Source organism: Halomonas sp. CH40, assembly GCA_041875495.1.
Taxonomy (GTDB): domain Bacteria; phylum Pseudomonadota; class Gammaproteobacteria; order Pseudomonadales; family Halomonadaceae; genus Vreelandella.
Genome location: CP112982.1, coordinates 94,553 through 107,439, shown reverse-complemented (window position 1 = coordinate 107,439; position 12,887 = coordinate 94,553). Strand labels below are relative to the sequence as shown.

Below are 12,887 nucleotides of genomic sequence, written 5' to 3'. Positions count from 1 at the left end.
CCATGAGCACGACCGCCTCTGTTCATCAACAGCGCTGGCAGAAAGCTGTTCAGCGCACCCAGACACGTATCAGCCAGCTCTCGCTTTACCGCGCCAGCGGCCGGGTGATCCGTGCCACTGGCATGGTGATTGAAGTGGTTGGCCTGAAGGTGGCCGTGGGCAGCGCCTGCGTGATTGAATTGCCTGGCCGTGATGGGCGCCTGGGCACCAGCGCTCACCACGCCGAGGCTGAGGTTGTCGGGTTTTCCGACGACAAACTCTACCTGATGCCGTTGGAAGAAATTTCTGGCCTGATGCCTGGCGCCCGGGTCACGCCTCTGGGCGACACCAGCGGCCATAGTGCCCGACGCTTCCCGGTGGGCGTACATCTGCTGGGCCGGGTGCTGGATGGGAATGGCAACCCATTGGACGACCGCGAAAGCCTTGATGATGCCCCTCGGGCAACGCTCAGCACGACGCCATTGAACCCCCTTTCCCGCGCCCCGATCGAACAGCAGATTGACGTCGGCATTCGCGCTATCAATGCGCTGTTAAGCGTTGGGCGCGGCCAGCGTATGGGGCTGTTTGCTGGTTCCGGGGTGGGTAAATCCGTGCTGCTCGGCATGATGGCGCGTTACACCCGAGCCGATGTGATTGTTGTCGGCCTGATTGGTGAGCGTGGCCGTGAGGTGCAGGACTTTATTGACAATATTCTCGGCCCCGAAGGGCGTAAACGCTCGGTCGTGGTCGCGGCCCCCGCCGACACTTCACCGCTGCAACGCTTACAGGGGGCCGCCTATGCCACGCGGCTGGCCGAGGGCTTTCGCGATGAAGGGCGCGATGTCTTGCTGATTATGGATTCACTGACCCGCTTTGCCATGGCCCAGCGCGAAATCGCCCTGGCGATTGGCGAACCCCCAGCGACCAAAGGCTACCCGCCTTCTGTATTTGCTAAAATGCCCAGCCTGGTGGAACGGGCGGGCAATGCCGAGCGCGGCGGCGGCTCCATTACCGCCTTCTATACCGTACTGACAGAGGGCGATGACCAACAGGATCCCATTGCTGACGCGGCCCGTGCTATTCTGGACGGACACATTGTATTATCACGCACCCTGGCAGAGTCAGGTCATTATCCGGCCATTGATATTGAAGCATCGATCAGTCGTGCGATGACCGCCATCACGGATATGAAACAGCAGCAGCAGGCGCGCAATTTCAAACGTCTTTTTTCACGCTATCAGCGTAACCGTGACCTGATCAGCGTCGGGGCTTACTCGCCCGGACACGACCCACAGCTTGATGAAGCGGTAAAACGCTTTCCGGAGCTTGAACACTTTCTTCAGCAGCGTATGAATGAGCAGGCCACTATCAGCGACTCGCGCCAGGCACTGGCAGCCGTTGTTGGCCAGGCCAACGCTGGAGGGCAATCATGACGTCCAATACCGATACCTCCCAACTGGATATGCTCACTCAACTGGCACGGGATGCCCGCGACCAGGCCGGGCAACTGTTGGCCAAGGAGCGCCAGACCAAACAGCAGACGCAAGCCCAGCTGCAGACCCTGCATCGCTATCGCGCAGAATACAGCGAGCGTCTGCAGGCGGCCATGCACAAGGGTATTGACCCTGCCAGCATGTACAATTACCAGCAGTTTCTGGCCTCCCTGGACGCTGCCCTGGCACGCGCCAGGCAAGCGCTGGCAGATCAGGAACAGCGCGTTGCCAAGACCCAGGAAAACTGGCGCCAGGAACAACGCAAACTCTCGTCGTACGATACACTGACATCAAGGCGCCAGCTTGAGGCTCAGCGGCGTGACAACCGCCAAGAGCAGAAGACCAACGATGACCTGGTAGCCAGCCGCCGGGCCTACCGGCAATCTGACACGCCTCTTTAATGAGGCCGGAAGGTATCATGAACATTCACGCTATGTTGGCGTCGCTACAGGGTAATACCGAGGCTCCTCCACAAGGGAGTATGAGTAGTCGTGCTCAAACAGGTCAGAGCGGTTTTTTGCAGGCCTTTACTCAAGCCTCGGTGAAACCAGTGCCTGTTCCCACCATGCCTGTTAACCCTTCCCCGGTGGCTTTTGAAACGTCACATCAAGGCGTTGAGCGTCGCCTGCAAGCGCTGGGTATCAGCGAGGAACAGCTGCAGCGTGACGATATGCAGGCCATGGTGGAAGATATTCTTGACCAACCCGCCCTGCTGGATGCCCTGGAGACACTAAGCGGCTCATTCACGGTCCAAACGGGTGACAGGCTTGCCAATATGGGCAAACCGATGTTCATGGCAAGTGCCGATGCAATACCTCAAGGGTTACCTGATAGCGCAGTTGCTGACAGCGAGCTGGCTCCCGACCCTCTTCAGGAGATTACCCAACGGCTCTCGCTGGTCGCCCAGTTTGGTGCGGCCCCACCTACCGCCAGCTCAGCAGAAGCAGTGGACCAACCACGCATTGCAGCTGCGCTGACAAGCGCTGACTGGGCCAATCAGATTGGCCAGCAGCTTGCCCGCATGGCTCAGGCGGTTCAGAGCACTGACACGGCTCAAGCCGCCCAGCCAACGCTGAGAGATCCGGCAGCACAGACAGCCTCGTCTTCCCAGCCCGTCGTTCAGGCTCAGCTCCAGCTTACCCCCGCTGAGCGCGGCCCGCTGACGGTGACACTGGCCTCAACTGACCAGGGCCTGCAGGCCACCTTTGCCTCCGCTGACCCTCAGGTTCGCCAGGCCATCGAACAGGCGGCTCCTCAGCTGCGTGAAGCGCTGGCAACAGCGGCGCCTCAAGCGTCCAACGCATCCATGCCGCCCAACCTTGTTAGCATCAGTACTGAGGCAGCCCCTCAGGCCACTGAGTCGCGCATTGCAGCCACGTTGACAAGCACTGACTGGGCTAACCAGCTTGGCCAGCAGCTTGCCCGCATGGCTCAGGCGGTTCAGGAAGCTGATACGACTCAAGCCGCCCAGCCAACGCCGAGAGACTCGGCAGCACAGACAGCCTCGTCTTCCCAGCCCGTCGTTCAGGCTCAGCTCCAGCTGACCCCTGCTGAGCGCGGCCTGTTGACGGTGACACTGGCCTCAGGTGATCAGGGCCTGCAGGCCACCTTTGCCTCCGCTGACCCTCAGGTTCGCCAGGCCATCGAACAGGCAGCTCCTCAGCTGCGTGAAGCGCTGGCAGCAGCGATGCCTCAAGCGTCCAACGCCTCAATGACGCCCGACGTTGCTAGCATCAACATTGCGGCAGCCCCTCAGCAGAGCGTGCAACCCGCTGTGGCACCCACCTATGATGCCCAACTGCCTCAACGTGCAGAGCAGATGATGGCTATGCTGCAAAGCGTGGCGGCTGCCAGACAACATCCGTCAGCTGATGCTGAAAATCGCAGCCTTGAAAAAGTGTCTCAGGCGTCTGCCAGTCTTTCATCGCTCAGCCTGTCTTCATCTGGCGGGCTGAATGGCGACTCAACAACACTGCTTGACGCCACCCAACGACCACACCCCCTGGCTGATAGCGGCGGAGCCCCGCCGACGCGTGGAAGCAGCGATTTATTGCTTGCGGCGCTCAACGCGGCCAACATTAGCGGCCGCACCAGTGCTGGCCAGGATGGCTTTGAGCTGCCCGCTCAGGGCATGAATGCCCAAGGGGTATCAATGACTGCCCAGGCAAATGCAGCCGGCTCACTGGCTCAAACGGCTCAAGGTAGCCTGCAAGCCCCGCTCAACAGTGCCGCCTGGCCGCGTGAGTTGGGTCAACAGCTGGTGCAGTTTGCTCAACGTGGTGGCGAACAGCAGATCAAACTGAATATTCATCCGGCAGAGCTTGGCCCGCTTTCCGTCTCACTTAAAATGGGTGAGCAGGGCACTCAGGCACACTTTTTATCTGCTCATGCTCAGGTCAGGCAGGTGATCGAACAAGCCATCCCCCAGTTGCGCGAAGCGCTGGCCGAACAGGGCATCATGCTGGCAGACACGTCTGTTGGGGAGCAGCGCCAGCAGAGTGACGACGAGGCTGCATTAGCCGGTGGCGGTAATGGTCAAGGCAGTAACGCCTCGGGTCCGAATGAAAGCGAGGAATCAGTCGATATCACCCCGCAACGTCAGTCGCTTACCCTTGATGGTCGTGTGGATCTGTATGCATAAAAATAACCTCCATCAGCGTTATGCTGTGGTTCAGGCATTGGCTCAATTAAGCTAAAAGATAGGCTCGCACTGCGAGCCTGTTCGTTTCATCACAACAAGGCGTAACGGGCATAATGGTGCCCAGCGCAAGGAGACATGGGAAATACGATGGCAGAATCAAGCGGCGGGTCTAAAAAACTGCTCTGGATCATGATCATTCTGGTGCTATTGTCATCTGGCGGCGCAGCAGCCGCCATTTATATGGTGATGAACCAAACAAATAACGGCAATGGCGAGCAAGCTCAGGAAGCCGTTCCACAGCGTCAATCACCGATTTTTGTCGAAGTTGAGCCTTTTACCGTCAACCTGGCTGATGACCGTGCTTCTCGCCTACTGTATACCGGCATCACGCTGCGCGTGGGTGATGAAGAAAGCAAAACCATTCTGGAAGAGCATATGCCTCAGGTTCGCAGCCGCCTGATCACGGCGCTATCAGCCATGCAGGCCAATGACCTGACATCGCCGGAAGGCAAGGAACTGCTCTCTCAGCGCATTCGCAACCGGCTGGAAGTGCCGCTGACCGAAAACCAGCCTCCGCTGGAACTGCGCGAAGTGCTGTTCACTGAATTTATTGTGCAATAACCCCGGGAACTCGGAGCCGTCATGTCACAGGACGATCTACTGTCCCAGGAAGAAATCGATGCCCTGTTGAAAGGCGTCAGCGGTGATGACGAGCCATCCTCTTCATCATCACAAAATGATGAATCGCGGATTCGTCCGTACGATCCATCCACGCAGCATCGCGTCATTCGCGAGCGCCTGCACGCCTTGGACTTCATCAACGAACGCTTTGCGCGCTACTTTCGTACCGGGCTTTTTAACCTGATCCGGCGTAGCGCAGATATCACGGTTGAATCAGTACGTTACCAAAGTTTTAGCGATTTTGCGCGTAACGTGCCAGTGCCTACCAACCTGAATATAGTGGCGCTCAAGCCACTGCGTGGCTCGGCACTGGTCGTGTTTCCACCCAATCTGGTGTTTATGGTGGTCGACAACCTTTTTGGTGGGGACGGGCGTTTTGTCACCAAGTCTGATGGGCGTGAATTTACCAATACCGAGCAGCGTATTATCCAGCGTTTGTTGAATCTGGCGCTGGATGCCTACCAGGAAGCCTGGAAGGTCGTCTACCCGCTGGAAACCAGCTTTTTACGCTCCGAAGTACAATCCAAGTTCGCCAATATCACCAACTCACCCAACGAAATTGTGGTGAACACCAAGTTCAACCTTGAGGTCGGTAACCTGAGCAGCCATTTTCAGGTCTGTTTGCCCTACGCCATGATCGAGCCATTGCGCGATCTGCTGGCCAACCCGATCAACGATAGCAATCACGATCAGGACGGCACCTGGAACAAACGCATGGCCAGCGAGATTCAGCACTCAGAGGTTGAGCTGGTAGCCGAATTTGCTCAGATATCCAGCCGTATCGGCCAGGTAATGGGGCTGAAAAAGGGCGACGTACTGCCAGTGGATATCCCTAACGTCGTCAGCGCTCACGTGGATGGCGTGCCAGTGATGGAATGCCACTTCGGTAGCCAGAAACAGCAGCGTGCGCTCAGAGTTCTACGCATGATTGATCACGCGGCAATGAATGACGTCTCGTCCAATGACTTTTTAACCCAGTCCGTACGACAGAAAGCCAAGGAATCCAACGCATGACTGATCCCAACAAGCCTGACGATCAGAACGTTTCTGACGATGATTGGGCGGCTGCCATGTCCGAGCAGGCGGCAGACAACGACAGCGCAGACGCTGATGATGCATTTGACCAGGCACAGTCGGACAAGGATGACCAGGGCAGCAGTAGAACCGGCATGGATGAAAGCGGCGACCCTTGGGCAGCGGCCATGGCCGAACAGCAGGCGGTAGAAGAAGCTTCGTCTGCGACTGAACAAGCCGCCTCCGAACCAGTTGAGGCCAGGCAGGCCAGCAGTGATGTCTTTCCACCGCTGAGTCAGTCAAACGGCCATGGCAACGCCCGTGATCTTGAAATGATCATGGATATCCCGGTCAAGCTGACCGTTGAGCTAGGGCGTACCAAGCTGACAATCAAACAGCTTTTGGAGCTGGCACAAGGCTCAGTGATTGAACTTGATGGCTTGGCGGGCGAGCCGATGGACATCCTAATCAATGGCTACCTGATCGCTCAAGGTGAAGTGGTCGTGATCGAAGACAAGTACGGCATTCGTATTACCGAGATCATCACACCGTCTGAGCGGATTCACAAGCTGAACCGATGAACAACGACGCCAACACGGCTGCCGCGGCAGGCTCAGGTGACGCAGCTTCCAGCGCCTTGCAAAGCGCCGGAAGCAATAGCGATGCCTTGATCGGAATGGCGGCGCTGGGCAAAACGGCGGCGGCGCTTGCGCTGGTTGTCGCTATCATCCTGATATGTGCGGCTATTCTGAAGCGCTGGGGTAATCGTCACGTTCGTCAGGGCGCCCGCCTACAGGTGGTTGGCAGCACGGCGGTAGGTAATCGTGAACGGGTCGTGGTCGTTGAAATAGAAGGCACCTGGCTGGTTCTGGGCGTCGGCAATGGCCAGATCAGCAAGCTGCATGAACTGCCCGCGCCGCCAGAACCGCATCGCAATGATAGCGAAGAACCCTTCGCCCAGCGCTTTGCCCACGCCATCAAACGACAAGGTGGCACTACCATGTTTTCTGATTCCGACAAGTCCGATTCAAGTTCATGAGCCAGCGGATACCGACGATTTCTCTGCGACGCACTGCGCCCCTCATAGCCTTCAGTACCCGGCCAGTGCTCGGGCTATGGGTTTGCCTGGCCATTATGCTGCTGTGCTTACCGGATGTCAGCGTTGCTCAACAGCTGCCGGGTATTATCAGTGAGCCCATGGAAGATGGTGGCCAGCAGTGGTCGGTATCGCTGCAAACCCTACTGTTTCTCAGTTCGCTGGCGTTCCTGCCCGCCATGTTACTAATGATGACCAGCTTTACGCGCATCATCATTGTGCTGAGTCTGCTGCGCACCGCCATGGGTACCCAGGCAACGCCGCCTAATCAGGTATTACTCGGAATAGCGCTTTTTTTAACCTTCTTTATCATGTCACCCGTGCTTGACCAGGTGTACCAGACCGCCTGGGTGCCGCTGTCCGAAGAGCAGATCAACTTTGAAGAGTTTTTGGTCGTGGCTCAACAGCCTTTTCGTGAGTTCATGCTGGCACAGACCCGCGAACCTGATATAGCTCTATTTGCACGTCTGGCGGATATAGGCCCTATGGAAGGCCCGGAAGATCTGCCCATGCGCGTATTACTGCCCTCTTTTGTCACCAGCGAGTTGAAAACCGCTTTCCAGATCGGTTTCACGATTTTCATTCCCTTTCTGATTATCGACCTGGTAGTGGCCAGCACCTTGATGGCATTGGGCATGATGATGGTACCCCCTATCACCATCTCACTGCCGTTCAAATTGATGCTTTTTGTATTGGTGGACGGCTGGCAGCTGATTGTCGGTTCGCTGGCAGAAAGTTTTTACATGCTTTAGCGCGCCGCGCGTCGGTGCTGGAGTTGTCTCATGACACCCGAAATGGTGATGAGCATTGCCTATCAAGGTATGAGGGTCACCCTGCTGCTAGGTGGCCCCTTACTGCTGGTGGCACTATTAACGGGCCTGATTATCAGTCTTTTTCAGGCAGCCACTCAGGTCAACGAAATGACTCTGACGTTCATTCCCAAGATTCTGGCGGTGTTTGCCACCCTGGTACTGGCCGGCCCCTGGATGCTGCAAGTGATCATGGACTACACCCAACGGCTGTTTGCTGAACTACCCGCCATGGTGATGTAAGCCATGGTTGAGGTCACCTTTGCCCAGTTGCAGGCCTGGCTTGTGGCTTTTTTCTGGCCGTTTGTGCGCATCACCGCTTTTATGGCGGCCTCCCCTGTCTGGGGGCACTCAAGCATTCCCAACCAGGCAAAAGTTGCCCTGGCAGCTGTTATTGCCGTGGTCATTGCTCCTATATTGCCCCCGATGCCTGAAGCACCGCTGATGTCTTGGGCAAGCGTGGGCATCATTGCCGAACAGGTTGTGATTGGCGTGGCGATTGGGCTGGTCATGCGGATTGTCTTTGCCGTTGTACAGGCCGCCGGGGAATTTATTGGCCTGCAGATGGGGCTGGCCTTTGCCAGCTTTTTTGATACCGCCAGCGGCACCAATATCATGGTGCTGTCGCGTATCTTATATATGATTACCCTGTTGATGTTTGTGGCGCTTAATGGCCACTTGATGGTGCTTGAAACCCTGGTCATGAGCTTTCAAAGCTTGCCCATCGGTATCGACATGCTTAACGCCAATGCCTTCGAGATTGTGGCGCGCTATGGCGGCACCATTTTTGCCTCCGGCATGCTAATGGCGCTGCCCATTATGGCACCTCTGCTGATTATCAGCCTGGGGCTGGGGATTCTAAACCGCTCAGCGCCACAGCTCACCATCTTCAATATCGGTTTCCCCACGTCCCTGATTGTCGGCATCATCCTGCTGATGATCGTCATGACTGACCTGCAACGCTTCCTGGAACGACTTTTCAGCGACGGTCTGATGTTTCTACATGAACTGATCGAACTGATGGCGCAGGCGGGAGGTTAACCACAAAAAAAGCCCCAGACTGAGGCTTTTTTTGTAGCAGTATTCAGATCAAATCTCGTTGATTGGTTAACGCAGATAGTCAAACAGCGTTGAGCCCTTGATATCCACAAAGGCCTGCTGCGAGGCCTGCAGGCCTACCTGGCGGAGGCTGTATTCTGAAATGGCTTCCACGTAGTCAAGGTCTACCAGATCTGACAGTGTCTGTTCATAGTTGAGCATCCGGTTGCTGCCTACTGAATCCACGACATCCAGTTCGTTGAGGCGTGCACCGGCAGAGGCGCGTACGGTTAGGACGTTATCCAGCGAATTATCCAGATCGCGCATGGAGGTATTCAGGGTATTACGCAGATCCGCTTTCTGGGCGTCGGTTTCGGCAGGGGTTTCCAACACTCGAATTGCTTCTTCCATGGTTCTGAACAGATTCGGCTCGCGCTGCTCACTGCCTGCTTGGGATACCAGAATCTGATCGCCGCTTTCCGGCGTTCCGTTCAAGGTAACTTCCACACCCCCAAAAGATAAGCTGTCGCCTTCAGTGTAGGCTGTATCCGTTAAGCTGCCATCCCCAGCGGAGTCGTAGTCTGCCCAAGCGCCCTCCTCAAAGCGCTGAACGCTTACCGTCGGCTTATCAGCATCTCCACCGAAGCTCAATCTGAAGCTGTCGCCATAATCGTCATTATTCACATCAACCACTTGCGGGCCGCTAAACGTTACACTGCCATCGTTACGTGCCGCTGGGCCTGTCAATGGGCTACCGCTGTCATCCGTTTTGACCGCTTCCGCTACATAACCTGCGCCACTGGGCACTGATTGAAAAATTGACTCTCCATTCTCTGCGGCAGGCATGCGCCGTGAAGCGTCAATACGCTGTTCACGGATATTACTGTCGCCTTGATATTCCACATTGCCATCGGTATTTTTGACAAAAGGGGGTGCGCTATCCGAATAGCCACCGAACAGATGACGCCCGTTACCGTCTGTGGCGTTGGCTTGGCCGATCATGGTTTCGTAAACGCCGCGCAGCTCACTGGCCACCGATTGACGGTCAGCATCGCTTAAGGTGTCGCTGGATGCTTGTACCAACAGCGTCTTGGCACTGGTCACCGCATCGCTGACACTATTGAGGATGCTCTCGGTCTGGGAAAGCGAGTTACGCACGCTGACACGAGCTTCTGCATATTGCTCTGTCACCGCTATGGATTGGTCTACCCGCACGGCACGGGAAGCCGCCTGAGGGTCATCAGAGGGATTAACCACACGACGACCACTGGCAATCTGCTGGCTAACCTCAAGAAAATCGCTTTGCTGACGGTTAATCGACGCCGTGCTCTGCTCAAACATGGTGACCGAACTGATACGCATCATAGCTTAGCTCCTGGGTTAACTGCGCAGACCGAGAATGGTATCCATGATCGTCGTCGCCGAATCAATCACTTGCGCATTGGCCTGATAGTACTGCTGGTAGCGAATCAGATTAGCCGCCTCTTCATCAAGATTGACCCCGGACTCGGACTGCTGAACGGCACGCAATTGATCCGTCAGCCCCTGGCGGGCATCCAGATTGACCTGGGTAATATTGGTGCGATTACCCACATCGCTGACAATCCCGCCATAGGCGCTGCTTAGTGATGCACTCCCACCGACAATCGGCTGACTCTGCAGATCCTGTAACTCCAGCACGTTGCGGTTATCGCCTGGGCCAATAGCGCCTGATAAGCCTGTAAAGGTAACACCACTAGTACCTTCACTGGGTAACTCATCAATAGTGAACCTTAAAATCGTTTTACCTGTGGCATCATCTTTGATTGTTAGTTGCTCGCCCACGGCAAGGGTGTCGCCTGTACCTGAGTTGACTGAGAGGACATTATCAATTTCTGTACCGTCCTCCTTAAAGACACTAAATACGCCAGATGGCGGTGGAGAGCTAGGCACTGCGCCTGCATCGGGAGAAACAAATAGGTTATTTTCACTATCAGCTCCGAAAAAACCTAGGCTTAGTGAGCCATCGTCTGCCGCTTTTACCGCAAAGCTAGGGGGGCGGTAGTTGTTATCCATCTCCTTAAACCCAGGTGCTACTTCAACATCACTAACTTTGAGCTGGTCTTGAACCCGACCAATAGGGCTATTATCTACAGCAACACCGCTAGCACCAGAAGGGCCAGATGTTTCGTCCCAGCTAACCTTGATATTAAAACTACCATTACCGGAAATTAGCAAGAACAGCGATTCTTCCGCACTATCAATTCTTAGGCGCTCTTGTGCATGATAACTATCAGTTTGACTTCTGGTTTGAGTATTACTTTCAAATCTCGCACCATCTCCAGTATAAGTAAACGTTATATTTTTATCTGAAGTAAATTCAGAGCCATCTTTAATTTCATTAGAATATAACGCTCCTTCATAACTAAAGAGATCTTCAGAATTATATGATGTGCCTGGGGTAAAGCCATTCTCCACTGTAAAAATTTTGTTTTCTACATCAGCTGCTGAATTTACTCCATTTATAGACCATGTAACATCCGGGTCACTACCTTCTACAGGTGTACCTACTAGATGCTTACCATCTCGGCTAAACAGCTGGATGTCATCATCTAAGCTGAAAGCATCAAGTTCAATTTCGATATTTTTTGTGCCTTCTGGAATAAAGGCAATTGGCTTAAGACCAGATGCCTCGCTTCTTGTAACACCATTTTGAAAAACGCTTTGGATACTATCAGTGTCTCCGAGCCGAGCTGTATTTTGTGATTGAAAATCAACTGTCGAGTAAGGCATCGGGCGAACAGGGCCTTGAGCGGCAGCGATTTTATCAAGGTCATTGATACGCACACCCATATCACCTGCAGCACTACGTACTGGTTGCACTTCGAAGGTATCACCATTAGAGAGTGCGCCAGTAAAAGTCATGTTTACACCGCCAAATGCGAGAACTTCTCCATCCCAATCAGCATCAACTTCTTTTTTTGTATCTTGCTGCGTAACAGTAAACGTACCGTTGTCGTACTTCACCTGATAATCTGCTGCACGCAAGTCATCAACGCGCGTAGGGTCAAACGCAATAGAAGAAATATCTGCACTATTATCAGAACGGCTATACCCTTGCGGCTCACCAATAGTAAAAAAGTTTTCGCCTTGCTTAGCATTGAGATCGAAGCCTTGCCTGTGCTGCTCATTAAAGGCAGTTGTTAATGCCACTGACAGTTGACCAACCTGATTTTGAGTGCGATCCAAAGTTTCCTGACGAAAGCTCATCAGGCCACCTAGCTGGCCTCCCTGAATCAGATTTTCATCCAGCTCGGTCACCTTACCATTGGCATCTCTATAGCCAACCACCGTCCTCTGAGGATCTAGGTCTGACGCTACCGGTTCAAGCTTCAGCGCATTAGTGCCTGTCACCAGAGGCTGCCCGTTCGGCAGGCTGACGTTATAGGATTTGCCATCCTGAATATTCAGGCGGATATCCATCGACTCGTTCAGTTCGGATATCAGATGATCACGCTGGTTTAACATACTATTGGGCGCTTCACCGGTTTGAGCGCGCGCCAGGGCGATTTCACGATTCAACCCAGCAATCTGTTTGGTCGTATTATTGATCTGGATGATTTCATCCTTGATTTCACTGTTGACGTTGCTTTGCATATCCTGCAAATAGCCATCAAACGAACGGAACTGAGCCGTCATTGTCTGGGCCGCGCCAATAACGCCTTGACGCGCCGCCGGGTCTGAGGGGGCGCTGGAAAGGTCTTCAAGTGAGGAAAAGAAGTTCTGCATTAGCGGGGCAAGGCCCGCATCGCGATCCGCCAGCAGGTTATCAATCTGGTTAATCTGCCCTTCGTAGGCCTGCAACGCGCTGGACTGCGTTTTGGCATCGTTAAGCTGATCAGCCACAAAGCGGTTGAACTGGCGCTCGATATCATTGACCTGAACGCCCTTTGAGCCTGCGGGACCTTCACCCAGCTGAGCAATTTCCCGGTTATAGCCGGGTGTGTAGACATTGCTGATGTTATTACTGGTGGTATTGAGGGCACTTTGTGCGGTATTCAGGCCGCTTAACCCTATCGAGAACATGCTCATGGTCATTTTCCTTAAGCCGATGGGCTAGTTATCGGCCTGATGCCTCAATACTTGAGGGTCAAGTT

12 protein-coding genes are annotated in these 12,887 nt (G+C 54.6%); 10 read left to right on the top strand and 2 right to left on the bottom strand.

Annotated features, from left to right (window positions below):
- Nucleotides 1-2: 2 nt before the first annotated feature.
- From fliI to fliR, 10 genes are all read left to right on the top strand, one after another.
- Entirely contained in the window at nucleotides 3-1,412 is a 1,410-nt protein-coding gene (gene fliI / locus OR573_00490; GenBank protein ID XGA80165.1) for a flagellar protein export ATPase FliI, read from the top strand.
- The gene (gene fliJ / locus OR573_00485) at nucleotides 1,409-1,873 is read left to right on the top strand and encodes a flagellar export protein FliJ (GenBank protein XGA80164.1); all 465 of its coding nucleotides are present in this window, start codon (nucleotides 1,409-1,411) and stop codon (nucleotides 1,871-1,873) included. Before fliI ends, fliJ begins: the two co-directional genes overlap by 4 nt.
- Nucleotides 1,874-1,890: 17 nt before the next feature.
- Nucleotides 1,891-4,113 carry a flagellar hook-length control protein FliK gene (locus tag OR573_00480; protein ID XGA80163.1) on the top strand — a complete coding sequence of 741 codons (2,223 nt, stop codon included), beginning with the start codon at nucleotides 1,891-1,893 and terminating at the stop codon, nucleotides 4,111-4,113.
- A gap of 147 nt (nucleotides 4,114-4,260) precedes the next feature.
- Nucleotides 4,261-4,734 (top strand): flagellar basal body-associated protein FliL, encoded by a 474-nt coding sequence (fliL, locus tag OR573_00475; protein ID XGA80162.1) that lies wholly within the window; start codon nucleotides 4,261-4,263, stop codon nucleotides 4,732-4,734.
- Nucleotides 4,735-4,755: 21 nt separating this feature from the next.
- Nucleotides 4,756-5,808, top strand: a complete 1,053-nt coding sequence (fliM, locus tag OR573_00470) for a flagellar motor switch protein FliM (protein ID XGA80161.1) — start codon at nucleotides 4,756-4,758, stop codon at nucleotides 5,806-5,808.
- Nucleotides 5,805-6,389 carry a flagellar motor switch protein FliN gene (gene fliN / locus OR573_00465; protein XGA80160.1) on the top strand — a complete coding sequence of 195 codons (585 nt, stop codon included), beginning with the start codon at nucleotides 5,805-5,807 and terminating at the stop codon, nucleotides 6,387-6,389. Before fliM ends, fliN begins: the two co-directional genes overlap by 4 nt.
- A complete protein-coding gene (fliO, locus tag OR573_00460; protein ID XGA80159.1) occupies nucleotides 6,386-6,847 on the top strand; it encodes a flagellar biosynthetic protein FliO in 462 nt (153 codons plus the stop codon). The genes fliN and fliO overlap by 4 nt, the downstream gene beginning before the upstream one ends.
- A 95-nt stretch (nucleotides 6,848-6,942) precedes the next feature.
- Complete coding sequence (gene fliP / locus OR573_00455; GenBank protein XGA81637.1) at nucleotides 6,943-7,656, top strand: flagellar type III secretion system pore protein FliP; 714 nt, start codon at nucleotides 6,943-6,945, stop codon at nucleotides 7,654-7,656.
- Nucleotides 7,657-7,686: 30 nt separating this feature from the next.
- Complete coding sequence (gene fliQ / locus OR573_00450; protein ID XGA80158.1) at nucleotides 7,687-7,956, top strand: flagellar biosynthesis protein FliQ; 270 nt, start codon at nucleotides 7,687-7,689, stop codon at nucleotides 7,954-7,956.
- Between the two features lie 3 nt (nucleotides 7,957-7,959).
- A complete protein-coding gene (fliR, locus tag OR573_00445) occupies nucleotides 7,960-8,754 on the top strand; it encodes a flagellar biosynthetic protein FliR (GenBank protein XGA80157.1) in 795 nt (264 codons plus the stop codon).
- Nucleotides 8,755-8,820: 66 nt separating this feature from the next.
- Here the strand turns inward: fliR and flgL are convergent, their stop codons facing one another.
- Nucleotides 8,821-10,113, bottom strand: coding sequence for a flagellar hook-associated protein FlgL (gene flgL, locus OR573_00440; GenBank protein XGA81636.1), 1,293 nt, complete (start codon nucleotides 10,111-10,113; stop codon nucleotides 8,821-8,823).
- An 18-nt stretch (nucleotides 10,114-10,131) separates the two neighbouring features.
- On the bottom strand, nucleotides 10,132-12,822 hold the full coding sequence (gene flgK / locus OR573_00435) for a flagellar hook-associated protein FlgK (GenBank protein XGA80156.1): 2,691 nt from the start codon (nucleotides 12,820-12,822) through the stop codon (nucleotides 10,132-10,134).
- Nucleotides 12,823-12,887: the final 65 nt, after the last annotated feature.